Below are 25,589 nucleotides of genomic sequence, written 5' to 3' on the forward strand. Positions count from 1 at the left end.
GCTTCTTCGCAGATGCGGTCCCAGATCGGATCAATGGAGCGAAGGGGTTTTTCTTGCAATGCCATGGGACCTCCAGAGGTTCAGCGGTATTGCGGTGACCATAGCAGTGCGGCCCCGCGCGCGCCAGATCAAGCGCGCGCGGGGCGTAACATAGCTAGGATTTTGAGAAAAGGGACGTTCCGCTCTAGGGCAGCAAAAGAACCGCCGGTGAGCCAAGCCCAAACCGATCAGACAGTTGCACCACATGCACCTCGTCACCCGCGCCCAGCGCCATAGCCGCAACATCGGATGCAGGGATCGAAAGTGTTGAGGTCATGCTCTCAAACGTGCCCAGCGTGACGTCGTCACGCATGAAAGACACCTGATACGCCTCACGCGCCTCGGACACCGGTACATCAAGACCGGCCCAGGTATCCCCGTCCACTCGCGCACGCCGTATCCAGCGAACTGTCAGCCCCCCATCGGCCATCGTTTCAGCGACTAGATGCGCAGGGCGGTAGGGTCTAAGCGCAACCCCCTTAGTGGGCAAAACCTGTTGCGAATATGTACTGTCATCGTATGGGCGGTTGGCCGGCCCAACCAGGTAATGAATGGTCAAATCCCGCTGTGCTGCGTCCATCGGCAACTTGGTCAGGTCCCGCCCAAGAAGAACCACCGTACTGCCCTCTGGCCAAGCTCGCGCGGCCAAGCCCTCGGTTCCATTCTGCCCCCGAAGGCGCAGCGATATCTCATAGGTGTTCGGCCCGATCAAAACCGCATTCTGAAATTGGAAAAGCTCCCACTCGTCGATGCTTCCATCGCCAATGGCCATAACGTTGGCACCGTTCAACACAGACAGACGCTCAGCGCTCGACAAATCGCCGCCAGACACCTCTACGCGCAGCGCTGGCCCACGATCCCAGATGCCCGCCCGAGCAGGCTCCAGAACGTTAAGCGTCGTACCCACAACGGATGGCGCACTCACGACCCCCTTCAACGCATAGTCAGACTGCTGCATCGAACCAAACACAGCAACATCGCCACGCCAAGGCACGGCATTCACCGCAACATGCGGCCCTGGGGCCTCATCCATCGTGGCTGCTATCGGCAAATCCATGAACTGCGCATAGACAGGCACAACAGTAAACGTAGGCCGCTGTTTTGGCACAACGTCCAAGATTTCGGCAGGGTCATATGTGCTGACCTCTGTCCGAATGGCCTCTACCTGCTTCATGCCCTGATCATCGATCCGGTCCACACGAAAAACTTCGGGTACACCGGCGCCCGCGTCGAACCGGACGAGGTCACCCGGTAGGATATCATTACGAGAGGGCGGCAACGCAAAGGCAACCGTATCGCGCGAAACTCGCGACTGAGCTTGCCACCGTTCCGCGACAGCATGCCCTTCACCTACACTTAATACCAATGGCAACTCAGTTTGGGATACTGTCGCCGTCCGATCTTGCGGCCAGGCGGCCTCAACCGTTTTGGACTGATAGCTGCTGGCGGCCTCAACGAAGTCGACCATTACCTTACCCGCTACATCCGTTGATGGCGCTGTTTCGCGTTTCAACACCTCTTGCCCATCGCCCTGATCGACAAACCCCTCAGGATCGATATCTACAAGCCGCGCGTTCTTACGCATCGTAAAGACAAGCGTCCCCGAGACTTCGGTCACGTCCAAACCATACGCCATCAACAAAGGCTGCAGGCTGGAACGGGTGGACTGAACATCCCTAATTTCAAAGCCTTGAACCAGCCCCTCTACCCGAGAGACGTCATAGTCCACATAGCCTGCGCGCTCACACAGCTCCGCCACAACCAACGCAAGAGGTTGCGCACTCAGACGACCATTCAACCAATGCCCGCGCTTATAGTTATCCCCGTCGGACCAAAGCGATGTGTTATTGGGAAACTCCGGCCAAGGACGCGCATCATACGCCCACACATGGGCGCGTGACATATCAATCATCGCGTCACCATATATGTCAGAGGTTGGATTGTGCGCAGGATCGGACCAATAGCGCAGCGTCGCTTGGATATAACGCATCTGCAAGAAATCATCGCGTCTGCCATTGGAATAATGCGGCAATGCACTTTCCGAGGACTTAGCATCAATGAATTTGTTCGGCTGATTGGTGCCCTTGTCGATCGCAGCACATCCAAATTCCGTGAACCAGATCGGCTTGGACTGTGGCACCCACGCTGTCGGGGATGCTGACCTTACACTCCCTACGCGTTCATGGTGCGCAAGGCTCCACCAGCTTTTGATATCTTTATAGCGGTAAACCCAAGGCTCATCAAAGGCACCGTCAGTGATAGGTGCTCTCTCCTGCGCGTCCCGAGCAGCCTGATCGGGATAGAACCAATCATAGCCCTCCCCCCCAGCGACGTTAGCCATCAGGTAGTCTTCATTATAAATAGAGCCGTAGGATGCATCCAAATGGTCATCCCCATCCCGCCAATCAGACAGCGGCATGTAGTTGTCCATTCCGATGAAGTCGAGGTTCTCGTCCGCCCACAAAGGATCAAGGTGGAAGAACACATCTCCCTCCGGGCTTTGATATCCAAAGTACTCGGACCAATCAGCAGCGTAGCCCAGCTTTGCATCTGGCAAAAGCGTGCGGACTTGGCCCAGCAATTCCACCATGCGTGCAACCGCTGGGAAGCTATTGTTATCCCCACGGATCTGCGTCAACGCCCGCATCTCAGACCCGATGCAAAAGGCATCAACACCGCCCGCGGCGGCACAAATCGCGGCATTGTGAAGGATGAACCGATTGTAAGCCCAGTCATCCGCTGGCCCCGTGTACGACACAGCACCGTTTGCCACACCAAAGTCACCAGCGTTTACCGTACCGAAAAACGCATCAACCTCCGCGGCTGCCGCAGCAGTGCCATCAGTTGATCCATCAACGCCCGGCGCCAGTTCTGTCGTAATGCGCCCCCGCCACGGGAACGATGGCTGGCTTTCCAAACCGCTGTACGGATCGGTCAGCGTATTCCCATCCAAGACTTCCATCAGGATAAACGGGTAAAACACCGCTCTCTTGCCGCGTTCCCGAATAGACACCAAAGCCTCAATCACTGACTGGTCCGTGGGGGTGCCCCCATACACGCTTTTGCCATCAACTTTCGACAATATCTCTGCGGAAAAACGGTCCAACCCCGCAACTCGCCAAGGCATCTCCTTTGGGTCACCTGTATTCTGATCCACTTTGGGCTTAATCGTGCACGAATTGCAGCGCAGATCGCTGCCAAACCAACTGCTGATCAGCAAAATGGATTCAAGCGCAGGCATCTCCCCCTCAGCGGCCCGCAAAGACGCATCAAAATCGCTCTCTCCGGAGGGCGTATTCATGTTAAGGGACGTGACACGACCGAGCCCTTCGTCCACATGCACTGGCGTCGTCGCAAGACTGTATTCGCCCGTCCCCGGAATTAGTGCCACACCCGGCACAATCCGCGCAGGCGCCGGCGTCAACTCTGGATTCTGGGGATCAACAGCACGGATCACTTCAAAGGAAAACTGCGGCACACGGTTGCCAAAGGGCTTCAACGGCAGCCGATCAAACACAACATAGGCCATGCCCCGATACGCGGGCGTCTGATCAACACCCTCAATCGCTTCAATAGCACTGTCCGGCAGTTGATCTTCGGCGCCCGTATAGACCCGAAAGGTAAAATCCTTAGCCTGGATTTCAGTCCCGTCCGCCCAAATACGCCCAATCCGACTGATCTGCCCTTCGCACACCGAAACGGCAAGGCTCACGAAATACTCATAAGTGGTGGAAGCAGGCTGGCTCGGTGCACCCTTACCACCCCCACCTGATGTGCTCTTTTCTTCATTGAACTGCGATGACCAAATGACCTGCCCCGGGATACGATAGGCCCCAGCAACTCGCGAAACAGCTGCACCCTCTGTGGCCCCGTTGATCCGAAACCGGTCGATACGACCGTACTCCACCACATCCGATCCAGAGCCCATGATCTTTTGATCAATAACCCGACCAAGGGTCGAACCCGCCGCCCGCCCTACGACAGCGGCACTCATCCCTAGAACTGAGCCCCCGATGCTGCCGCCAATTGATGCGCCGATGGCGCCAAGTACGAGAGTGGCCATAATGAAAAATTCCTAGGCGTGAGGGGGGAAGGTAAAGCGCGCCGTCAGCGCACGTTGCCACGGGGCGGACAAACTGGTCTCGACGACCCCGTGACGTGCATAGGCATGGATAAATCGTGGCGTTGGCTCAACTGTCACAAGGATGCCAAGGTGTTTGGCTACCGCCGTTTTACGCATACGAAACAGTAGGACCTGACCTGATGTCAAAGGCGTCTCGGCATCGACATCCTGCAGAACTTGACGCGCAGAATTCCAAAGCACTTCAGCCTTAGAAACCTCGGACCAATCATAAGTGTAGGCCGGGATCGGAACCGGCTCCGCCCCAACCACATCGCGCCAAACACCACGCACAAGCCCAAGGCAATCACTGCCCGCACCCTTGCACGACATCTGATGTTGATAGGGCGTACCAATCCAAGTGCGTGCGGATGCAACGACTTTGTCACCTATCACCGTGGCACCTGTCACAACTGGCCCCCATCCATCGTCAGACGGCTAGAGGGATAACTCATCGCCCAATCCTCACCGGGGATTGTTGGGAAACCGCGAAAGTTCAGGATATTGTCGAACTTAACGGCGCAAGTGCTTGCAAGTCGGTTGCACCCCGTCGTCACACGCAAAACACGCCCCGGCTCGATCACAACATTGGGCGTAAACCATAGCTCAATGTCGCGCCCCGCCTCAGATATCTTGTCGGACTTAATGACCGTCGCCCCCATAGGCGCACCGTCCTCCATGATCTCAACGGTCCCACGCTCAAACCATGCCTCTGGATATGCATCCAAACCAGCAACACGCACATACCGTTGATCTTTGACGCTCACGACTGTCACGTCCGTCCGGTATTCAGGTGAAGTCAGATCAACACCACAGCGCGCATCGCCCAATGCCGCATCACACGACGGTTGATAAACACGACCCAAAGGCTGGTTCAGCAAATCAGACTTGCCCCGCAATTCCGCGACAAAACTGCCGTCCTTGACTTGAACCTCGCCGATCATCGCCTTGAACTGCTCAGATACCACCTGACCGGCCTTCCAATCGTACAAAAGAACATCAACCTCGGCACTGTCATAGCGGCCGTTGATGATGTCCTCAGGACAGATCACAGTCGATTGCAACGCGCCCAAGGCCTCGGTGTTATCCACCGACAAACCTGTCGATGTCTGCAACGCAGCACCCATCAACCCAGACGCGGCTTGGCACGTCACACCCTCATGGGTGATATCGTCATCGTGGTTCGTAAACCCAAGAACCGTACCATCAGTACGTCGAATAATCCAAATATTGCAAAGCGTTGTCGCCTGCTGCGCACTTGTACTCATAGGCGCAACTCCACCACGGGCACATCCGGAATTTCACCGGCCTGAAAGCTCGCCAAGGACGTATAGATACGGTCCGTATCAAACCGAACCGGTACATCAAATTCAAAGCCCGCGGTAATCTCTGCAGCAACTGCGGGTGGATCAACAAACGTCACGACCCCCGTATCAAGATCCAAGGAAAACTCTGTAGTCTCTGAAATCTCGCTGCCTTGAACCCCGACCCGAACCGATCCAGAAACCGGCTTTTGCACCCGCCGGATGTAGCTGTGCGATCCCGACTGATAGGTCTTCGACAACTCAAACAGAACCGTTTCTCCGTCTCCGATCCCAATGATCTGATCGCGAAACGTCGGCTCTTGACTGGGAAGACACGACTTATAGTCCGACCAATCCTTCCAACGAAACCCATATAGCCGACCAGATCGGGCCTCAAAAAACGAGATCAACTCCTCAATGTCGTCAAGCGACCTAACACCAACTCCGGCGTCATAGCGCCGGCGCGAATGTTTCCATGGCGCGTTACGCTCTTCGTGACCGTTGGCCAACGTAATGACCTCAGTCAAGCGTTCAGGCCCGCCGGATGAGCCAAAGCTCACCGCAGCGGGAAACCGTACTTCGTGAAATGACATCTCTGCCTCCTACCTGTTGCGCTGTCCACGGCCCAAGGCGCGGCTCATCTCGGCCGCGACCTGGCTTTGTGATCGCCGGAAGCTTTGCGCATCGGGGGTGCTAATGTTCATGACGACCGTCACTGGCTTTGCGCTACCGCCTTCGGTCCGCACACCCAGCTTGCCGTCTGGTCCACGGCTCAAGGGCATAATCGCTTCGGGGCCAGCCTCCCCCAGCATTCCCATTCCGCCTCGCATAGGAAAGGATGTCGGCTGCGACGCAATCCCCCCCCCAATCGAGGACGCGCGTCCTTGCGTAAACGCGCCGCCATCCGCAAAGAGGCTTAAATTCGAACCGATCGAATTCAGCCCTGAGGCTAAGGCACCACCAACCGCGTTCTGAACCGGCTTAATCGCGGCCGAGTAGGCCGAGTTGACCATCGACTTACTGATACTTTCCAAAGCGTCCGACAGCTTCATGCCGTCAAAGACCAATCCGTCAAATGCAGACCGCAACCCGGAGCCAAAGCTCCGAGACAGGCTTTTGACCTCCTTGTCGGTATAGGTCATTTCACCGCGTAACGAACCAAGCTCGCGGGTGAAGTTAGAGACCACCGTTTGCGCACCAGAGGCTTCGGTTTGCAGCGACTCCAGCATCTCCTTCAAGGTGCCGATGTCCTCATTCAGATCATCCATCAGACATGTCCTTTTTATCAGATTGCGCCGCGTCCGGGTACTTCATCAAAAGCGCATCAAGCGCACTGCGCGACATCGCAGCCTCAGCCCCTGGGTGACCCAGCAACAAAGCCAACTCGACCGGCGTAAGGTTCCAAAACTCTGCCGGTCGCAGGCCAAGTTGCGTCAGCCCGACACGCAAAAGACCGTTCCAGTCAAATGCACTCATCCACTCAGCCCTTCGATAGAGAACGCTCGCCCAAGAAGAAGCGCGGCAACGCGCGTGGCCTCTACCGGTCCACCCCCAATGTCACCCTGCAAAAGCGTATCCCGACTACCTTGCCATCCCCCGCCCCGAAGGCCCGCAAAAAGCAACTCAACCACATCAACAGTTGAAAAACGTCCGGTCTCAAACCGCTCGACCAAGTCTACCAAAGTCTCGGTCTCCATATGCGCCTCAAGGTCGGCCAACACGCCAAGCGTGAGTTTTAGCGTCAATGGTCGCCCATTCAGCATCAACCCCACTTCGCCGGCCCAAGGGTTCGCGGTTGGACGCTCCTTTCCACGCATCAAGCGGGCGCAAAGGTCAACGCGCCCGCCGAAGCGAGCGAAACTTCATAAGTCGCTTCGCCATTCAGCGTTCCGGCATATTCCAGTGACGTCAGCTGAAACGTTCCCTCAACAACGCCAAAATCGGGAATTATTACCTGAAACGCAGGCATTTCACCGTCGAAAAACAACTGACGCGCGCGCGCATCGCTCGCATCATCCCGAAACACACCCGAGCCTGATACAGCAGCTGACTTCACGCCACCGCCGGTCAGTAATTCACGCCAGCCGCCTTCACTGTCCAACGAGGTGACATCAATCGTATCCGAATTGAAAGTTAACCGGGTGGCCCGCAAACCGGCCAACGTCTGAAATACACCGGCTCCATCCAAATCGACTTTCACCAGCAGATCTTTTCCTTTTTGCACGCTCATTGCGCACCTCCTTTTGACTTAGATGTCGTCGGTCACGCGGGCGCGAAACCACATATCAATTCGGCGCGATCCGTCGGTTGTATCGCGCCGGGCCTTCGCCTTTCGAAACCGCAACTGCACCAGGTTTCCCCGGCTCAGGCTCAAGTCTTCAGTGGTCAAGATGTCCGAAACCCGTCCAGCTACTTGCTTAGCACCCAAAAAACCCGCACCAGTCGTGACAACCGTGACCTGCAAATCATGATTTGCACCGGGGCTGGTCCCATCGGCTTGCTCAACCACATCCTCTGGCCCCAAGGCGACAAACATTTCGGGCGTTGTACCGGTCGGCATGGTGTCAAAGACGGCCGTACCGACCATTGATGTCAGCTCTGTATCCGCCTCAAGGGCCGAGAAAAGGGCGGTTTGCAACGCGGCGCTCAAACCATAGCTCACGTCGTCACCTCCTCTTCGGCAAAGCACATCAAGTACCCGCCACGCGGACCGGTTTCATGCACAGCATCAATGGCATAGATGCGTGTACCTTCCACAAATCTCTGCCCCGGCTTGGGGCGCGTCGTGCTGTCTTGCGGGGCATAGCGAACGGTGATCTTCAGCCCCAACCGGCTGCGCGTCAGAAACTCTCGCGCCCGACCCGATCCGGTGCGCGCATCAACCTGCGCCCAATGCACGCCCAGCGCAGACCAGACTTCCGTATTGCCGCCCGCGCCATCGGAAACCGAACTCGCCTCCTCCAGCACCAACCGGCGATCCAGATTGACTTGGCGCTTCAACATCCCGGCCGCCCCCGCAAGCGGATGTCACGAAACGGCTCAACCAAGATACAGACCGAGCATGGCAAGGTATTGCTCCCCTCCACACTTGAATCGCGCTCAAAAAAGTCTTCGGCAAGCATCATAACAGCCTGGCGCAACGCAGCCGGAACACTCGACCACTCCGTCGCAAAACCTGCTCGAACCGAAATCTCGGCACTTGAGTTGATACTCAATGAAGGCAAAGCCCCGACGCGCGAAACCAATTCTGGCCGATGCGCATCCTGTTGAAGCGCGTAGGAATTCGGATCAACGATCACTTCATCAGCACCCGAATGCACCAGCTTGATCCGCTCAACTTCGGTCACGGGTGCCGCAGGAAATTGCAACCGATCCGAGGCTGTCCATTTCTGGGTCCGAACAATGAACTGACGATTCAAAAAATACTTACCCAAACGGGCCTCAAGTGCGGCAATTGCCGCCGTCAAACATCCCTCCAAAAGGCGCATTTGACCCGGCAACGTATCAAACCCCTCAGCAAGACGCAGGTGCGCTGCGAAATCCGCAATCGGAAGGGCCTCGCTTGGTACGGTATTTAACTCCACCATCATCATATCGATGTCGCTCCTTGCATTCAGCTTTGTGATTAGAAAAAAGGGGGCGCGCGGCCTCGACGCCGCTCGGACGGATCAAATCGGCTGGATAGCGCCGAGGATGATTTGGTCGCGCGCCCACCTCCGTGGAAAGAAAAAACCACGGAGGATAGGTTTCGGGCTTAGGAAGCCGCGAATTTCAGAAGCTTAATGGCGGCAAAATCCGATACATCACCGCCGACGCGTTTCGTGGCATAGAACAGCACATGCGGCTTGGCCGAGAACGGATCGCGCAACACACGCAAATCGGGCCGCTCTGCAATTGTGTAGCCGGATGTGAAGTCACCAAATGCAATCGCATTCGCGTCCGACGCAATGTCGGGCATGTCTTCTGCGATCAGCACTGGATAGCCCATCAAACGCGCGGGCTCACCAGCGGCCAAACCATCTGACCACAGGAAACGGCCATCTGCATCCTTCATCTTGCGCACGGCACCTGCGGTTTTAGAGTTCATGACAAACGTCGCGTTTGCCCGGTACCGCGCGCCCAGCGCATAGACGAGGTCCACAATAGCATCGACCGCATTTGTCCCCGCGAAATCACCATCTTGGCCCGTGGGCACATAGCCAATGTTGCTCCACTCCCAGATTTCGTTGTCCACGGTCGGATGCGTCAAAAACCCGGTTGGCTTGTCCACACCATCCCCGTTGATAAAAGCAGATGCCTCTGCGCGGGCGAACTTGTCCGCGATACGGCCCGCCAGCCATCCTTCGATGTCAAACGCACTATCGTCCAGCAACCGCTGGGATGCTTTTGGCAAGGCCGATAATTCATGCAGCGGAATGGATATCCGCTCTAACGTAGGCGTGGCGCCCTCACTGACTGCTGCGGTCTCGGTCGCCCAGCCTGCACCCACCTCTGTGTGATCGACCAGCACGTCGAAGGACGTCGCCTCAACATTCACGACGTTGGCGATCGTCCGAATAGACGCTGATGACAACAGAACCGACTGAATGGTCTCAGCTGTCTGCGGATCGACCAGAAAACCGCCCTCAGCGGCAACAGCCGTGTTCATCGCTTTACCCTCAAGCGTCAGGTTGCGAAGCCCCTCATCGTCACCACACCGCAGATAGGCATCCAGTGCCTTTTGGTGCGGCGCGTCAGTCGCTTGGGCGCCTTCAAGTGCGGGACGGCGATGGGTCATGGTTTTGGTGCTCAGCATGGCAATGCGTTCTTCCTGTTGTTGCATCCGTGTGGTGATCTGATCTTGAAAGCCTTTGAAGTCAGTAACAAAGCCCGAAAGGGCTTCGGTGACTTCCCGGGCAGCTTGGGTCCCGGCAGACGCACTTGCGCTGCCTGACCCACGCATCGATTGCGTGGTCATGGTCTTGTCCTTCGATAGAGTTGATAGAGGTCTTGCTGACAGTTTCGCCTGATGCGGCTACCCGGTCGTCAGCTGCACACGCGCCATTTCCAACGCCCGCGCCATATCACGGAAAAGATACGCTTCAGCCTCATCCGACTTCGCGCTCACCCGTGCCGTAGGAAGCATCGGAAAGGTCACCAATGACACCTCCCAAAGCTCCAGTTCGTTCAAAAGCCGCTGACCTTTGTCATTCTTTGAGGCCTTTTGCGTACGATACCCAATCGACAAACCGTCAATTGCACCTGCTTCAATCAGCGCCGCAGCCTCTCGGCCCTTAGCGACGTCCAAAAGCAGGCGGCCCTTTACATAAAGACCCTTTTCGTCCTCATGAACCTCATCCCAAATGCCAATGGGCTGTGCGGGATCATGCTGCCACAACATCTTCACGGAACGACCCTCAGCAGATAGCGCCTGTAGCGACGCGCCATACGCCCCACTTTGCACAATGTCCCCGCCCTGATCACATGCGCCGAAGTATGAGGCGTAGCCCTCAATCCGGGTGCCATCCGTGACTTCAACGGCCTCCCCAAGTCGGGCGAACTTTGTTTCCAATCCATAGTCTGGCGTCATGCCTTACACTCCAATCTGAATTAGTTCAGAAATGCCTTTGGCGAGGATCACGCTCACAACACCAAAAACGGCCAACCAAAGGCGCTTTTCCATCCGCTCTATCGCGGCTTCGATACCCTTGAGCCGAAATTCCAACCCCTCCCATCGCTGTTCCATCACACGCTCGTTGGCATCGATGCGGGCGTTAGCAACGTCAAAAGGGTCATATAAAAAACGTGATCCACCTACTCCGGGTTTGCGATCACTCATGACCATCCACCAAGGGGGGCAACCCCAGCATCGCGCGCTTTTCTGAGGGCGACAGAAAATCCGCATCCGCTACACGGCGCCACTGGGCCTCGCGCTCAACGGACAAGGCCGGGACCTGATCCAGATCCGGCTTCAAGAACAGCCGTTCATCCGCATGCAGGCCTAACCAATACCCAAGTGCCGCTGTCACTTTGCTCACTAACGGCAACACGGTCAGCCGATAAAAGGCGCGGTTCGCCTCTTGGTAGTTGGCGTAAGTCGCATCACCGGGGATGCCCAGCATCATGGGCGGCACACCAAAGGCCATCGCGATCTCTCGCGCGGCGGCCTCTTTGGTTTGTTGAAACTCCATGTCGGAAGGGGAAAAACCCATCGGTTTCCAATCTAACCCGCCTTCCAACAGCATAGGCCGGCCCGCATTGCGCGCGCCTTGATGGTGCGCTTCCATCTCGGCCGAAAGACGATCGAATTGATCTGCCGACATCGACATACCCGCCTCAGAACCATTGTAAACAATCGCCCCTGAAGGCCGCGCTGCATTGTCCAACAGTCCCTTTGACCATTTCGATGCCGCGTTATGCACATCCACCGCACTTGCAGCCGCCGTCATCGGCGATAGCCCGTAGTGGTCGTCTTGGGGATGAAACGCTTTGATGTGACACACCGGCGAAACCTCACCCACAGTGAACCGATGCGCCTTCGCACCGACCTTATAGTCATAGGCAACGGGCCAGCCGTCGCTCCCCGGTACAACCGACATCCGGTCCGACCGCAAAACATGCAACTCAAGCGGAACTCCAAAATCGCCAACCGCTTCGACATAACCATTCCCGCTCAGCAAGAACTGGCCATACAAGGCTTCCAACAACTCGGCCTGCCCCTGCACACCGTTGGGCCGCCGCACAAGCCCCAGCACCGGATGTTCCGAAAACCGGGTCGCCCCATCCTCTAGAACCAACGGCACGGCTGCCGCAGCCTCAGCAATCAACTTCACTGCGCGAAATCCTACTGGGTTCGTGGTAAACCCAACCCGCGTCAAACTACCGGTATCGCGTGCACTCCATGCCGTCCGAACACCGCCCCCCGCCAACGCCGCAACCTTGCCCGTCGCGGAGGCCTTTTGTTCAGGTGCGTTCACGCGTGCCTCAGCCCCGCCCTCCCGCTTTAAAAAGTCGAACATAGCTGTCTCCGTCCTTGGCCGAATAAAAAAGGGCCCCAAAGGGCCCCAAAAAGAAGGTTCGATAACGCCGACCTACAAAGTCCGGATCGCGGCCGCTCCGCCCGGCGTGGTCGGTGCGATCATCCCCTCGAACAAGGCCCAAACCAGCGCGTCAACGCGGTCCGGGCTGCCCTTGCCGGCGTAACCCTGCAACGTCATCTGGACCATCTGGTCCTCTAACTCAGAAAACTGCCCGCAGTGATGCACGCGTCCCTGCTCATACAACGCGGCAATCGGCTCCGCTCGGGCGCTCTTGCCCTTGGTGGCGCGCACCGCCTGGTAGCGGATCATCGGATCCACCTGGCGCACGATCTGTTTAACCATGTCGCCCCCCTGGTTCACTTCCGCGACCAAACAATCACCGTTGTGGCGCTTCATCGCCGCCACCGCTGCCTGCGCCCATTCCAATGGACTAGAGGCCGCAACAGACGCATCCTCGATGACATAGGCCCGCCAAGCCGCGCGCGGCCCTTGATGGGTCACGCCAATCACGACGATCCCACATTCATCCGATCCCGCGTGCCCCGTAACCGGCGGATCGACCGCAACAATCACGCGGTCCACCTCGGGCATTTCTTTCACCCGACACGCCCCCAACATATGAGACGTCCAGAACGCGCCCTGCACGTCCTCCAGCAACTCACCATTCAATTCTTGGCGCCCCAGCCGGGACCCCTCATAGCGGCTCTCGACCTCAGCCAAGAAACTATCCGCCAGATACGCCCGGTTGGCATGGGTCGGAGCATGGGTCTGAACCGTGCTCTCTCGCGCCAACAAATCCTTCAAAACGTCAACGTTGCGCGGTGTCGTAGTCACCACACACTTCGGGTCGTTACCCAAACGCAGACAAAATTGCAGCATGTCCCAAGTGTCCTGCGCCTTCTTCCACTTTGCCAATTCATCGACCCAGGCCGCATCAAACTGTGGCCCCCGCAACGCCTCTGGCTCACTGGCCGAAAAACACTGCGCCTCGGCACCATTCGGCCACACCAGCTTGCGCTTAGAGGCTTGCCACTCTGGTTTGCGGTCCGGCGGACAGCACGCAAGAATGCCGCTGTCCCCGAAAACCATCACATCCCGCGTCTGGTCATAGGTTTCCCCAACCAACGCGACACGTTTGGCCCGGCCGCTTTCCAGCGGCCGGGACCCTTCTACCATTAGCCGAACCCATTCGGATCCGGCGCGCGTTTTGCCCGCGCCACGGCCGCCCATAATCACCCAGCTGCGCCAGTCCCCACTCGGCGGCATCTGGTGCGGCAATGCCCAAAACTCAAAGAGCCAAGGCAAAGCCGCAAGTGCGTGGTCAGTCAGTTGCGCCAGGAACGTCTCCTGTGTTTCCCGCGGCGCGGAGGCAAGCCAGGCGGACCCTGATCTCAGCACGGGCGCTGTCCAAGTCGAACGTCCCGTTGGACATGCCTCCGTTGGATTTGGAGAAGTCATCTTCAATCCTCCTAGTATGATCCACAGCAGTCGAAATCGCTTTGCTCATAGTCGAGAGCATAGCGTTCACGTCCTTCCCATCGTCTTCAAGGGTCGGTGCAGTTTTCAAGGCATTGATCCGCGCCAGGAAAACTTCGCGGGCCACTTCGTATGCAGCAACTGCATCATTGGCCAGTTTTTCGCTTCTTGCTGCGGAATTGGTGTCAAAGGTCATTTTTGTGCTCCTAGATCAAAAATAGACCCGCACGAGCAGACATGAAAAATGCGACCTCGGGAGTATCATTCCCGGGCCGCCTTACCCACTTCTTCCAGCATGTCACAATGTATGTGTTTGAGCGTACGCTCCGGTCAATCCCCTAAATTGGGAAAAAACCGCGAACGCCTAATTTTGACCGTTCGCGCGGTCTCTCTCAATTTGCCGCCAGCGGGCAACATTCTGATTATGCTCAGCTAATGTGACAGAAAAGGCGTGACCACCGGTGCCATCCGCCACGAAAAAGATGTACGGGCTTTCATCGGGGTTCACTGCGGCCTCAATCGCCGCACGACCGGGATTCGCAATTGGCGTGGGCGGCAGTGCCGGGATCACATAGGTATTATAGGGTGTCGCCGCACGCAGTTCGGACCGACGCAAACCCCGCCCAAGGCTCCCCTCGCCCTTAGTAATCCCGTAAATCACCGTCGGGTCCGTCTGAAGCCGCATTCCCTGCCGCAAACGATTGGTAAAGACCGACGCCACCAATCGCCGTTCATCCGGCACGGAGGTTTCCTTTTCGATGATCGAGGCAAGGATCAACGCCTCCTCCGGTGATGACACAGGGATATCGTCCTGACGGTTGTCCCAAGCCGCAGCCAAAATTCGCTCCTGTGAGGCTGCCATTTGCGCCAACACATCCGCGCGCGCCGTGCCGCGAACCACTTCGTAGGTGTCCGGCGCAAGCCGCCCCTCCTCGGGCACAACATACACCTCACCACTCAAGAAATGCGCGGACTTCAAACCCTCAACGATCTCCCAAGAGGTCAGCCCCTCCGCGATTGAGACACGGTAGATCATCGGCACATTCTGCTCGACCAAGGCGGCATAGACCTCCGGCAGCGGTTCACCCGCAGCAAAGGTTGCGACATCAGACAAATCCGCCTGCCCCGGCACACGCTCGCGCACGCGGGTTTCGGCCCCTTGGGCCCGAATGATAAAAGTAGAGGTATACCGGAACGTCGAAGGCCCGCCCGCCGTCACGATATCCATGATCTGTGGCATCGTGGCCCGAGCCGGGATTTCGTAGTTGCCGAACTTCAGATCACCGTCACGCTGATTATACCGTGCAGCCAATCGGAATATGATGCCGCTCTCAATCGCGCCCGCGTCCTCAAGGCTCTCACTGACGGCCGTCAATGACGCCCCGCGCGGAACCTCGAAAAAGATCGCCTCATCCAGCGGCCCCTCAGACACATACGTGTTCTGGCCCCAACCAATCAGCCCCGCCAACGCAACAATCCCGACGATCAACACCGTGATCGCATTGGCGGCAATATGGTTCCACATGGGCAGGCCCCGCTGGCGTTGGCGTTATACTTTGCCCAAAACGAGGCTGGCGTTGGTGCCGCCAAAGCCAAAGGAGTTCGACAAAGCCACGCTAATCTCCCGCGGCTCCGCTTCCATGGGCGCAAGGCTCAGTTTGGGGTTCACGGCTGGGTTTTCAAGGTTCAGCGTCGGTGGCGCCACCTGATCACGGATCGCAAGGATCGAGAAAATCGCCTCAACCGCCCCCGCAGCGCCCAACAAATGGCCCACAGCAGATTTCGTCGACGACATAGTAGCCTTCTCTGCGGCCGATCCCATCAGCCGCTCAACCGCGCCCAATTCGATCGTATCGGCCATTGTCGAGGTGCCATGCGCGTTGATGTAATCGATATCAGCAGGCGTCAGGCCTGCACGCTTGATCGCTGCTGCCATGGACCGCTCGCCGCCCTCACCATCCTCTGAGGGTGCGGTGATGTGATAGGCATCACCCGACAGGCCATAGCCCAATACTTCGGCGTAAATCTTCGCACCACGCGCCTTGGCGTGCTCATATTCTTCTAGCACGACGACGCCGGCACCTTCGCCCATGACAAACCCATCCCGGTCCGCATCATAGGGGCGCGACGCCGCCTGCGGGTTATCGCCCCGCTTCGTCGAGAGTGCTTTGCAAGCGTTGAAACCCGCGATACCGATCTCAGAGATCGGGCTTTCTGCACCACCCGCAACCATCACGTCGGCATCATCCAGCGCGATCAATCGCGCGGCGTCACCAATCGCATGGGCCCCTGTGGAACACGCCGTCACAACCGCGTGGTTCGGCCCCTTAAAGCCAAACTTGATCGACACCTGACCAGACACCAGATTGATCAGCGCGGACGGAATAAAAAATGGCGAAACCCGGCGCGGCCCGCGCTCTTTCAACAAAACGGCCGTCTCTGCGATGGATGACAACCCACCAATGCCCGAACCAATCATCACACCAGCCCGGCATTTGGCGTCCTCATCGGCGGGTACATAGCCACTGTCTGCTACGGCCTGCGTTGCCGCTGCCATGCCGTACAGGATAAAATCATCAACCTTGCGCCGCTCTTTCGGAGCCATCCAATCGTCAGGGTTGAATGTCCCGTCCGAGCCGTCACCAAGGGGAATTTCGCAGGCATAGGTCGTCGCCAAATGGCTGGCGTCAAACCGCTCAATGGTGCCCGCGCCGGATTTCCCCGCAAGGATCCGCGCCCATGTCTCTTCGACACCGCACGCCAATGGGGTTACCATCCCCAAGCCGGTCACAACAACTCGCCGCATGTCTGCCCCCTCATAGGTCGTTTGAGCGCCTACCTACACCGCCCCGCGCGCACCCTCAAGGGCACCAACTGCGGCCATCCGCACAAAGCAGCCCAAAGACATACCGGCTCCTTTGTTCGCCAAATACTCATCCCGACCGCACAAACAAAAACGGCGCCCCAATCGGAGCGCCGTTCACCGCCAAATAAGGCGAAATCGCTTAGCTGGCTTTGGTCACGAAAGCGACGGCATCGCCGAAGCTTTGGATCGACTCAGCTGCATCGTCAGGGATCTCGATGCCGAATTCTTCTTCAAATGCCATCACCAGTTCTACGGTGTCGAGGCTGTCAGCGCCCAGATCGTCGATGAAGGAGGCGTTTTCTACGACCTTGTCTTCTTCCACACCCAGGTGTTCCACCACAATTTTACGCACGCGATCAGCGATGTCGCTCATATCTTTTCCTCACTTATGGGGGCGCCTGCCCGTTTTACATGTGTTGAGCCCCATGCACAGGCCCGGTACGCGGCTCTTTGGCCAATACGCCCGAAAGCGGCGAAAGGGTCCCCTCCCCGCAATTGTGCGCCGCCTATAGCACATCGTTTACCCAACGCAAACGATTCCGCGCCCAGCGATTTGTCCGGGCACGGACGCCATCACGGTGCGGCTTGGATCAAAGCATCGCCATGCCGCCATTCACGTGCAGCGTGGCCCCCGTAACATAGCCTGCCTCGGGGCTCGCCAGATACAGTGTGGCCGCCGCGATTTCTTCGGGCGTGCCCATGCGACCGGCGGGAATTTGCACATTGATCTTGTCTTTTTGCTCGTCGGTCAGCTTGTCGGTCATCGCCGTGGCAATAAACCCGGGCGCGACCGCGTTCACCGTGATCCCGCGTGACGCAACCTCATAGGCCAGCGACTTCGACATCCCGATCAAACCCGCCTTCGAGGCGGCGTAGTTGCCTTGGCCTGGGTTACCCGTGGCCCCCACAATAGATGAGATATTTACGATCCGGCCCCAACGCGCCTTCATCATGCCGCGCATCACGCCCTTCGACAGCTTGAACGCGGCTGTCAGATTTACGTCAATAACGGACTGCCATTCGTCGTCAGACATCCGCATGAACAAGTTATCCCGCGTAATCCCCGCATTATTCACAAGGATATCCACAGCCCCCATCGCAGCCGCCGCAGCCTTTGGCAAAGCGTCCACCGCCGACAGATCGCTCAGGTTGCAGGGCGTGACATGCGCGCGCTCTCCCAGCTCAGCTGCCAACGCCTCAAGCGGTGCCTCACGCGTGCCCGAAAGAGCCACCGTAGCACCGGCAGCATGCAGCGTGCGCGCGATTTCCGCGCCAATGCCACCCGAAGCCCCCGTCACGAGGGCACATTTACCTGTTAAATCAAACATCTTTGTCTCCTTTATTCGCTCAACACGCGCGGGCCACCCAAACGGGCCCGCCAACCGCGCCAGCTTTATCCTTGTGCGACGGTGCGCGCCTGATCGGCGGTGCCCACAGCATGGGTCGCGACACTGCGGTCGATCCGCTTGATCATTCCCGACAATGCTTTGCCCGCTCCGATTTCCCACACTTCGGTGACACCATGGGCAGCCATCCACATGACCCCTTCGCGCCAACGAACCGCCCCAGTGACCTGATCCACCAGCAAGGCGCGGATCGTCGTCGCATCCTTCACACCATTCGCGGTCACGTTCGCCACCAATGGCACCGCTGGGTCGCTAAGGTCTACGTGCGACAGAGCCTCGGCCATGGCCTCTGCGGCGGGGCCCATCAAGGCACAGTGAAACGGCGCGGATACAGGCAGCAGCATGGCGCGTTTTGCACCGCGTGCCTTGGCCAGTTCAACCGCGCGCTCAACCGCTGCCGTATGGCCCGAAATCACCACCTGTGACGGGTCATTGTCGTTCGCAGCCTGACATACTTCGCCTTCTGCGGCCTCAGCGGCGATCCCGGATGCAGTTCCAAAATCCATACCCAACAGGGCCGCCATGGCGCCAACGCCCACGGGCACGGCCTCTTGCATCGCGCTACCGCGCAGGCGCAACAACCGGGCCGCATCCGCCACGCTCAGGGCACCTGCCGCTGTGAGCGCACTATATTCACCCAAAGAATGCCCGGCGACATAAGCCGCATGATCCTCCAAAACGACGCCCTCGGCCTCTAGCGCGCGCAGCGCAGCCAGCGAGGTCGCCATGAGTGCGGGCTGTGCGTTGCGGGTCAGCGTCAGCTCGGCAATATCGCCTTCCCAGATCAGGTCAGACAGCTTTTCACCCAGCGCCTCATCCACTTCATCAAACACGGCCCGCGCCGCCGGATAGGCTTCGGCCAGATCGCGCCCCATTCCAATGGTCTGCGCACCCTGCCCGGGAAAAACGAAAGCTCTGCTCATAGGGGTCTCCTCTGCGGTCTTGCCCGTTTTGCGCCTTTGGCGGCGCGTTGCTTCTCCCTAGCGTTTCGATGCGCGCCCCACAACACCCCCGCTCGCGTGCGCACCATAGCCCACCCCACACACAGGGTCTGTGCGCTGGTGCGACTGTTGCTTTTACTCAGGTGCGTTAATGTAGAGCCACCTCAACCGGAGATCCCCATGCCCGCCGCAAACACCCGCCAACACTACGGAAGCGTGGCAAAGACCTTTCACTGGCTCACGGCCCTTCTGATCCTCACGGTCATTCCGCTGGGGATCATCGCGCAGCGCTGGTCGTTTGATACCTCGGACGCGCTGGCGATCAAGGCGACGCTGTTTTCCATCCACAAAACCGTGGGGCTGACGCTGTTTTTCGTGGCCCTCGCCCGGATCACATGGGCCCTGACCCAAGCCAAACCCGGCCCCCTGCATCCTGACCGCAAGCTTGAGACATTTGCCGCCGAAACGGTGCACTGGGCGCTTTATGCTTCTCTCGTGGTGGTGCCATTGACCGGGTGGATCCACCACGCCGCCACCGTAGGCTTCGCCCCGATTTGGTGGCCGTTCGGGCAAAACCTGCCGTTCGTGCCAAAGAACGTGGACCTAGCGCACACATTCGCCAGCCTGCACATCATATTCGAACGGGTGCTGATCATCTCACTCGGGCTGCACATCGCGGGCGCGCTAAAACACGCGTGGATCGACCGTGACGCAACGCTGGCCCGTATGTTGCCCGGTGCCGCGCCCAAGGTTCCGCTTTATGATCACACCACAACCGCCAGCCCGGCAATTGCGGCCTTTGCGGCCTATGGTCTGGCGCTATTGGTGGGGGCCGGTCTGGGCATGTTTGGCCAGCACGAGGGCCCCGCCACCCCACAGCTTGAGGCCGTCGCCTCCGACTGGCAGGTGACGGACGGCACGCTCGCGATTACCGTCACACAATTAGGCGCCCCCGTGACCGGTCAATTCGCCGATTGGACCGCCGCCATCACCTTTGATGAAACTGTCACCGACGGCACAGCGGGCCAAGTGGATGTCACCATCTCGGTCCCATCGCTGACCTTGGGCAGTGTGACCAGCCAAGCCCTCGGGGCTGAGTTTTTCAACGCGAGCGACTTTGCCACCGCAACGTTCTCGGCCCCGATCACGGTGACAGATGGCGCGTATCTGGCCGATGGTACCGTTACGATCCGGGGCGTCACAATGCCCGCGATGCTGCCCTTTACGCTGGACCTGCAAGACGGCATCGCTACCGTCGAAGCCACCACACAACTCAGCCGCCTCAGCTTTGGCATGGGCGAAACCGCCTATCCCGATGAGACTTCTGTCGGCTTTGCGGTAGACGTGGCCATATCGCTGACGGCCAGCCGTAATACCGCGGCAGCAACCGCGAACTAAAGACAATCCGCCGGAAAATTCACCACCATTGCCAGATTGCAAACAGCGAATATCCGGCGGATTTCCCATTACATATCAAATATATTCAATGACTTAAAATGGCCCGCGCCCTCATGCGCCGTAGAATCGCCCCAAAGGCGCCATTTTTTTCTCGCTCGTGTTAACATTTTGCTGCTAGCCTAAAAGTGCATTTCGTTAACCAGTTATTTCTTTACCGAGCGCCGCCGTCAGGCACCATTTATTAGGACTAAAAGCATGAGCACAAAATCCACTCTTATGGGCGGCTTTATTGCATCCGCCATCACGTTGGGCGCGCTGACATCGGGCGCATCCGCATCCACCCTCACGTACAACGGCCTCAACATTTCACCGGCGCAAAAGGTCGATATTGTCGCCAGCGCCGAGGGCCAATCGTTCAACAACCTGTCCGCTGGCGGGTTCAACATGTCCGACGGCACCAACAGCTTTATCGCGTGGTGCATCGACCTGTTCGACACGATCAAAACGGCCGCCTACACGCCGGGCCGCCCCACACAGGTCAACGACGCCGAAGAGGCCGACCTGAACCGGTTGTTCACGCTCGGGCGCGACACAGCGCAGACAGACGCAATCACCGCCGCCGCCTTTCAGGTGGCGATCTGGGAAATCGTCTATGAAACCGACACGGTGTATTCCCTCAATTCTGGGAACTTTATGGCCTCCGACAACGCGACTGTCGTGACAGCGGCACAGGGCTTGCTGGACAATCTGGGCACCGATACGGGCACAGCCTCGCTCAGCTTCTTTGCATCAACAACGTCACAAGACCTTGTTTCCGGCCAAACCGCCGTTGTGCCCCTGCCCGCCAGCGCGTTGCTGCTGCTGTCCGGCTTGGGCCTAATGGGGGTTGCGCGCCGTCGGACCGACGCCGCCTGATCGTTACACTATTCCTCTAACAAAAATGGCGGGCCCTTCGCATGGGGCCCGCCATTTTTCATTTTGCGCTCGGGCCACGAGGCCAGAACCGTTGGGCTTAGCCTTCGGCTTGTGCCTCGATCGAAATGATGACGTTCACTTCGTCGCCCACGAATGGTGCAAAGTTGCCCACGCCGTAGTCGGAGCGGATCAGAGTCGTCGTCGCATCAAAACCCAACCAAGGCTTTTGCGCCATCGGATGCATGTCGGCTTTGTTCATCTTTGCATCCAGCACGACGGATTGCGTCACACCGTTCAGCGTCAGATCGCCGGTGATCAGCGCTGTGTTGTCGCCGGTCACTTCGATACCTGTCGAGGTGAAGGATACCATTTCATCGGCAGAGGCCTCAAAGAAGTCAGCCGACATAAAGTGTGCGTCGCGCTTTTCCCAACCGGTGAACATCGACATCACGGGCATGGAAACGGACACAGAGGATGCGGCGGGGTTTTCGGCATCAAACTGGATTTCACCAGCAAAGCCAGAGAACATGCCATACGTCGTGGAAAAGCCAAGGTGATCATAGCTAAAGATGATCTGGCTGTGCGAGCTGTCCAATGTATAGGTTTCAGCGGCGAAAGTGGGAGCTGCAAAAGCCATCAGGGCGGCGGCGGTCAAAAGGGTATGTTTCATATCAGGTCCTTGTTTTGGATGTGTGGTCGTTCATTAACCCTAACATCGCCTATCTCGGCCAAATGGCAATTTACCTTCACCCCACAGACCCTGTGCGCTTGTGCAAATTATCGTGATCAAGGGCATGTACCGCGCACAATTGCGCCCTTGCCTTGAATGCCCCCACGGCCTATACGGCCCCATCCCGCCACCATATTGACCTGCGTGGCCTCTCGTGACCGAGCGGCGGGAAAAGGTTCGGTCTTTGAAACACGCGTAACATGACTGGAGACACCATGGCGCTCTACGAGCACGTGATGATCGCGCGGCAGGACCTGTCCAACGCGCAAGCCGAAGGGCTGATTGAACACTTCGGAACAGTACTGGCCGATAACGGCGGCGCACTCGTCGATTTCGAGTACTGGGGCGTCAAAACGATGGCCTACAAAATCAACAAAAACCGCAAGGGTCACTACGCCTTCCTGCGCTCCGATGCACCGGCTCCCGCCGTGCAGGAGATGGAACGCCTGATGCGCCTGCATGACGACGTGATGCGCGTACTCACCATCAAAGTGGATGAGCACAAAGAGCTTCCTTCCGTGCAGATGCAAAAACGTGACGAACGCGACCGCGGCGAACGCCGTGAACGCCGCAACTAAGGAGACCTAAACCATGGCTGCAAAACCATTTTTCCGCCGTCGCAAGGTCTGCCCGTTTTCCGGCGACAACGCGCCCGCGATTGACTACAAAGACACCCGCCTTCTGCAACGCTACATCTCTGAGCGTGGCAAAATCGTACCGGCTCGCATCACCGCAGTCTCCGCCAAGAAGCAACGTGAGCTGGCCCGTGCCATCAAACGCGCTCGCTTCCTCGCGCTGCTGCCCTACGCTGTGAAGTAAGGAGACAGACATGCAAGTTATCCTTCTGGAACGCGTGGCCAAGCTCGGTCAAATGGGCGACGTTGTTGACGTCAAACCCGGCTACGCCCGCAACTACCTTCTGCCCCAGGGCAAGGCGCAAAACGCAACCGAAGCCAACATCGCTGGCTTTGAGGCGCGCAAAGCCCAGCTCGAAGCGCAGAACCTCGAAACCAAAAAAGAAGCCGCAGCTATGGCTGAGCGCCTGGGTGGACAGCAGTTCATCGTGATTCGTTCCGCTTCGGACTCTGGTGCTTTGTACGGTTCGGTCACCACACGTGATGCGGCCGAAGCTGCAACCGAGGCTGGCTTCACCGTTGGTCGTAACCAAGTCGTTCTGCAACGCCCGGTCAAAGACCTTGGCCTGCACCCAATGACAGTGGTTCTGCACCCCGAAGTGTCGTGCGAAATCGTCATGAACGTTGCGCGCAGCACCGAAGAAGCTGAACTGCAAGCGTCTGGCAAATCGATCCAAGAACTGGCCGCAGAAGAAGAAGCTGCAGCAGAGTTCGAGATCGCTGAGCTGTTTGACGATCTGGGCTCCGCCGCCGCAGACGACGACGATATGGCTGACAACATCGTTGCCACGCCCGAGTCGGACGCAAGCGACGAGGCATAAGGCAACTTGGTCGCCTAAAGCTTATGCTCTTAAAGAGCCGCTCCTAACCGGGCGGCTCTTTTTCATTTGATCTATGATTTGTTTCGCCGGGATGGTTCGTGTCAGCGGTAATACTGTTGTGACAGCGTTATGCCCGATGCACTCGAAATCACCTCCATCACCCCTCTTGGACGCACAGCGCTTTAACACGCTACGTTGTAGGACAAACGGCCTCGTGATGCGGGCACGCCTTGGCCACCGCCAGCGACACTGGCCACGAGTTTGATTTTTGTTCCTAGAACACCCGTAAACTAGACATCTGGCAATGATTGAAGCAGGTGCCTCCGCAGCAGCAGCGCCATAGCAATCGCCGGACACTCTGCGATGAGCGTTCCGCAGGCTCTAGTAGTGGCGTTGAGACTGGCGATTAAGCTATCGTTTTTGGTTTTGGTGGCCAGTTTCCTGGGGTGTGGATGGTTAAGGGCACCACATTCTTTTTGCCAAGCGGCTGACGTTAGCCTTGCTGCGGGGACGCTTTCTGCGTGCCTAGATCCAAGCGAAACGGATATTAGAATCGCGGCGCGGATCGTTAGAAAGCGAACGGCTTAGGGAATTTTGGATCGTATAAACAATTGATCCAAATGAAAAAGCCGCCCCAAGGGGCGGCTTTCACACGATACTTTGACCGACAGCTTACTCGTCTTCGAGAGCTTCAACTGCTGCTTGCAGCTCGTCTTTCGTGACTTCTTTTTCAGTTACTGTAGCCAGTTCGAGGATGTAGTCGACAACTTTGTCTTCGAACAGTGGCGCGCGCAGCTGCTGCTGAGCTTGAGCATTTTTCTGAATGAACTCAAAGAATTCACGCTCTTGACCAGGGTACTGGCGTGCTTGGTTCATGATCGCTTGGGTCATCTCGGAGTCGGAAACTTCGATCTCGTTCTTTTGACCCAGTTCCGCGAGCAGAAGGCCCAAACGCACGCGACGCTCTGCCAGTTTGTTGTGCTCTTCGGTGGGCTCGATCTCGGGGTGATCGTGGCCTTGAACCTCGGGGTTTTCTTCGTGCCACAACTGGTGCGCAATCTGACCGGCTTCGGCGCTGACCAACATGGGGGGCAGCTCAAAGCTCACGAGATCATCCAGTTGATCCAGCAGCCCGCGCTTGAGCACGGCACGTGCAGCACCGGCGTATTCTTGGCCGAGACGATCCACGATTTGCTCTTTGAGCGCATCGAGGCTTTCAGCACCGAATTGCTGCGCCAGCTCATCGTTCAGCTCAGCGGTTGCGGGCGCTTTGACTTCTTTGACGGTGCACTCAAACACGGCATCTTTGCCAGCAAGGTGCTCTGCGCCGTACTCATCAGGGAACTTGACGTTCACTTCGACAGCGTCACCGGCGGCGGCACCGACCAGCTGCTCTTCGAAGCCGGGGATGAAGGAGTTAGAACCGAGCACGAGGGGGTAATCCTCAGCGGCACCACCTTCGAAGGCTTCGCCGTCAACTTTGCCGAGGAAATCGATCACAACCTGATCGCCATCTTCGGATTTGCCGTCTTTGGCTTCAAAGTTTTGTGCGGACTTTGCAAGGTTGTCGAGAGCGTCTTGGATGTCGGCATCCGCAGGCTTCACAACCAGCTTTTCGATCGAAACGGGTGAGAAGTCGACCTCGGGGATCGTGGGCAGCGCTTCGTAGGAAAGCGACACTTCAACGTCGTCGCCTTCTTTCCAGTCTTCGTTCGTCATTTTAACTTCGGGCTGCATCGCGGGACGGTCGCCAGAGTCCTCAAAATGCTTGGACATCGCGCCATCGATGGTTTCTTGCATGGCTTCGCCCAACAGACGCTGGCCAAACTGCTTTTTCAAAAGCGCCATCGGGACTTTGCCCTTACGGAAGCCCTTCATCTCGATTTCAGGCTGAGCTTCAACGAGCTTTTCGTTCACCT

The 25,589-nt window shown here is 57.8% G+C and carries 29 protein-coding genes; 5 read left to right on the top strand and 24 right to left on the bottom strand.

What is annotated here, in order from left to right; all coding sequences use genetic code 11:
• Positions 1-184: 184 nt before the first annotated feature.
• From AC4GMC_RS09085 to fabD, 22 genes are all read right to left on the bottom strand, one after another.
• Positions 185-4,102, bottom strand: coding sequence for a baseplate multidomain protein megatron (locus tag AC4GMC_RS09085; protein WP_487876856.1), 3,918 nt, complete (start codon positions 4,100-4,102; stop codon positions 185-187).
• A 12-nt stretch (positions 4,103-4,114) separates the two neighbouring features.
• On the bottom strand, positions 4,115-4,570 hold the full coding sequence (locus AC4GMC_RS09090) for an NlpC/P60 family protein (protein ID WP_487876857.1): 456 nt from the start codon (positions 4,568-4,570) through the stop codon (positions 4,115-4,117).
• The gene (locus tag AC4GMC_RS09095; protein ID WP_487876858.1) at positions 4,567-5,427 is read right to left on the bottom strand and encodes a DUF2163 domain-containing protein; all 861 of its coding nucleotides are present in this window, start codon (positions 5,425-5,427) and stop codon (positions 4,567-4,569) included. The genes AC4GMC_RS09090 and AC4GMC_RS09095 overlap by 4 nt, the downstream gene beginning before the upstream one ends.
• Complete coding sequence (locus AC4GMC_RS09100; protein ID WP_487876859.1) at positions 5,424-6,056, bottom strand: phage distal tail protein, Rcc01695 family; 633 nt, start codon at positions 6,054-6,056, stop codon at positions 5,424-5,426. Before AC4GMC_RS09100 ends, AC4GMC_RS09095 begins: the two co-directional genes overlap by 4 nt.
• Positions 6,057-6,065: 9 nt before the next feature.
• On the bottom strand, positions 6,066-6,731 hold the full coding sequence (locus AC4GMC_RS09105) for a phage tail tape measure protein (protein WP_487876860.1): 666 nt from the start codon (positions 6,729-6,731) through the stop codon (positions 6,066-6,068).
• Positions 6,724-6,939, bottom strand: a complete 216-nt coding sequence (locus AC4GMC_RS09110) for a rcc01693 family protein (RefSeq protein WP_487876861.1) — start codon at positions 6,937-6,939, stop codon at positions 6,724-6,726. The genes AC4GMC_RS09105 and AC4GMC_RS09110 overlap by 8 nt, the downstream gene beginning before the upstream one ends.
• The gene (locus AC4GMC_RS09115; protein ID WP_487876862.1) at positions 6,936-7,280 is read right to left on the bottom strand and encodes a gene transfer agent family protein; all 345 of its coding nucleotides are present in this window, start codon (positions 7,278-7,280) and stop codon (positions 6,936-6,938) included. The genes AC4GMC_RS09110 and AC4GMC_RS09115 overlap by 4 nt, the downstream gene beginning before the upstream one ends.
• The gene (locus AC4GMC_RS09120) at positions 7,280-7,693 is read right to left on the bottom strand and encodes a phage major tail protein, TP901-1 family (protein ID WP_487876863.1); all 414 of its coding nucleotides are present in this window, start codon (positions 7,691-7,693) and stop codon (positions 7,280-7,282) included. Before AC4GMC_RS09120 ends, AC4GMC_RS09115 begins: the two co-directional genes overlap by 1 nt.
• Positions 7,694-7,711: 18 nt before the next feature.
• The gene (locus AC4GMC_RS09125) at positions 7,712-8,125 is read right to left on the bottom strand and encodes a DUF3168 domain-containing protein (RefSeq protein ID WP_487876864.1); all 414 of its coding nucleotides are present in this window, start codon (positions 8,123-8,125) and stop codon (positions 7,712-7,714) included.
• Positions 8,122-8,466: a head-tail adaptor protein gene (locus tag AC4GMC_RS09130; protein ID WP_269081250.1), complete on the bottom strand. Its 345-nt coding sequence runs from the start codon at positions 8,464-8,466 to the stop codon at positions 8,122-8,124. The genes AC4GMC_RS09125 and AC4GMC_RS09130 overlap by 4 nt, the downstream gene beginning before the upstream one ends.
• A complete protein-coding gene (locus AC4GMC_RS09135; RefSeq protein WP_487876865.1) occupies positions 8,460-9,056 on the bottom strand; it encodes a head-tail connector protein in 597 nt (198 codons plus the stop codon). The genes AC4GMC_RS09130 and AC4GMC_RS09135 overlap by 7 nt, the downstream gene beginning before the upstream one ends.
• 161 nt (positions 9,057-9,217) lie before the next feature.
• Complete coding sequence (locus AC4GMC_RS09140) at positions 9,218-10,420, bottom strand: phage major capsid protein (protein ID WP_487876866.1); 1,203 nt, start codon at positions 10,418-10,420, stop codon at positions 9,218-9,220.
• A gap of 57 nt (positions 10,421-10,477) precedes the next feature.
• The gene (locus AC4GMC_RS09145; protein WP_487876867.1) at positions 10,478-11,032 is read right to left on the bottom strand and encodes an HK97 family phage prohead protease; all 555 of its coding nucleotides are present in this window, start codon (positions 11,030-11,032) and stop codon (positions 10,478-10,480) included.
• A 3-nt stretch (positions 11,033-11,035) separates the two neighbouring features.
• Positions 11,036-11,281, bottom strand: coding sequence for a GTA head formation protein, RCAP_rcc01685 family (locus AC4GMC_RS09150; RefSeq protein ID WP_038003775.1), 246 nt, complete (start codon positions 11,279-11,281; stop codon positions 11,036-11,038).
• A complete protein-coding gene (locus AC4GMC_RS09155) occupies positions 11,274-12,461 on the bottom strand; it encodes a phage portal protein (RefSeq protein WP_487878635.1) in 1,188 nt (395 codons plus the stop codon). Before AC4GMC_RS09155 ends, AC4GMC_RS09150 begins: the two co-directional genes overlap by 8 nt.
• 72 nt (positions 12,462-12,533) lie before the next feature.
• Positions 12,534-13,877: a DNA-packaging protein gene (locus tag AC4GMC_RS09160; RefSeq protein WP_487878637.1), complete on the bottom strand. Its 1,344-nt coding sequence runs from the start codon at positions 13,875-13,877 to the stop codon at positions 12,534-12,536.
• Positions 13,804-14,154, bottom strand: a complete 351-nt coding sequence (locus AC4GMC_RS09165) for a hypothetical protein (protein WP_487878636.1) — start codon at positions 14,152-14,154, stop codon at positions 13,804-13,806. The genes AC4GMC_RS09160 and AC4GMC_RS09165 overlap by 74 nt, the downstream gene beginning before the upstream one ends.
• Before the next feature lie 168 nt (positions 14,155-14,322).
• Complete coding sequence (gene mltG, locus AC4GMC_RS09170; RefSeq protein ID WP_487878934.1) at positions 14,323-15,483, bottom strand: endolytic transglycosylase MltG; 1,161 nt, start codon at positions 15,481-15,483, stop codon at positions 14,323-14,325.
• A gap of 24 nt (positions 15,484-15,507) precedes the next feature.
• Positions 15,508-16,764, bottom strand: a complete 1,257-nt coding sequence (gene fabF / locus AC4GMC_RS09175) for a beta-ketoacyl-ACP synthase II (protein WP_487878517.1) — start codon at positions 16,762-16,764, stop codon at positions 15,508-15,510.
• Positions 16,765-16,963: 199 nt separating this feature from the next.
• Positions 16,964-17,197 carry an acyl carrier protein gene (locus tag AC4GMC_RS09180; protein ID WP_038002579.1) on the bottom strand — a complete coding sequence of 78 codons (234 nt, stop codon included), beginning with the start codon at positions 17,195-17,197 and terminating at the stop codon, positions 16,964-16,966.
• A gap of 217 nt (positions 17,198-17,414) precedes the next feature.
• Positions 17,415-18,152 (bottom strand): 3-oxoacyl-ACP reductase FabG, encoded by a 738-nt coding sequence (gene fabG, locus AC4GMC_RS09185; protein WP_487878518.1) that lies wholly within the window; start codon positions 18,150-18,152, stop codon positions 17,415-17,417.
• A 65-nt stretch (positions 18,153-18,217) separates the two neighbouring features.
• A complete protein-coding gene (fabD, locus tag AC4GMC_RS09190) occupies positions 18,218-19,153 on the bottom strand; it encodes an ACP S-malonyltransferase (protein ID WP_487878519.1) in 936 nt (311 codons plus the stop codon).
• Between the two features lie 198 nt (positions 19,154-19,351).
• On the opposite strand from fabD, the gene AC4GMC_RS09195 reads away from it, so the two are divergent.
• Both AC4GMC_RS09195 and AC4GMC_RS09200 read left to right on the top strand, forming a co-directional pair.
• A complete protein-coding gene (locus AC4GMC_RS09195) occupies positions 19,352-20,569 on the top strand; it encodes a cytochrome b/b6 domain-containing protein (RefSeq protein WP_487878378.1) in 1,218 nt (405 codons plus the stop codon).
• 255 nt (positions 20,570-20,824) lie between these two features.
• Positions 20,825-21,484, top strand: a complete 660-nt coding sequence (locus AC4GMC_RS09200; protein WP_487878379.1) for a VPLPA-CTERM sorting domain-containing protein — start codon at positions 20,825-20,827, stop codon at positions 21,482-21,484.
• Between the two features lie 97 nt (positions 21,485-21,581).
• On the opposite strand, the gene AC4GMC_RS09205 is transcribed toward AC4GMC_RS09200, so the two are convergent.
• The gene (locus tag AC4GMC_RS09205; protein WP_487878380.1) at positions 21,582-22,154 is read right to left on the bottom strand and encodes a YceI family protein; all 573 of its coding nucleotides are present in this window, start codon (positions 22,152-22,154) and stop codon (positions 21,582-21,584) included.
• A 275-nt stretch (positions 22,155-22,429) separates the two neighbouring features.
• Between AC4GMC_RS09205 and rpsF the strand changes: the two genes are divergently transcribed.
• The 3 genes from rpsF to rplI are packed head-to-tail and all read left to right on the top strand — an operon-like array spanning position 22,430 to position 23,670.
• Positions 22,430-22,792, top strand: a complete 363-nt coding sequence (gene rpsF / locus AC4GMC_RS09210; RefSeq protein ID WP_038002567.1) for a 30S ribosomal protein S6 — start codon at positions 22,430-22,432, stop codon at positions 22,790-22,792.
• A gap of 13 nt (positions 22,793-22,805) precedes the next feature.
• The gene (gene rpsR / locus AC4GMC_RS09215; protein WP_038002566.1) at positions 22,806-23,033 is read left to right on the top strand and encodes a 30S ribosomal protein S18; all 228 of its coding nucleotides are present in this window, start codon (positions 22,806-22,808) and stop codon (positions 23,031-23,033) included.
• Positions 23,034-23,043: 10 nt separating this feature from the next.
• Positions 23,044-23,670 (top strand): 50S ribosomal protein L9, encoded by a 627-nt coding sequence (gene rplI, locus AC4GMC_RS09220; RefSeq protein WP_487878933.1) that lies wholly within the window; start codon positions 23,044-23,046, stop codon positions 23,668-23,670.
• Positions 23,671-24,342: 672 nt separating this feature from the next.
• On the opposite strand, the gene tig is transcribed toward rplI, so the two are convergent.
• Positions 24,343-25,589: trigger factor (tig, locus tag AC4GMC_RS09225; protein ID WP_488082211.1), on the bottom strand; the 1,247-nt coding region annotated here is incomplete at its 5' end.

The organism is Thalassobacter sp. (assembly GCF_982993085.1).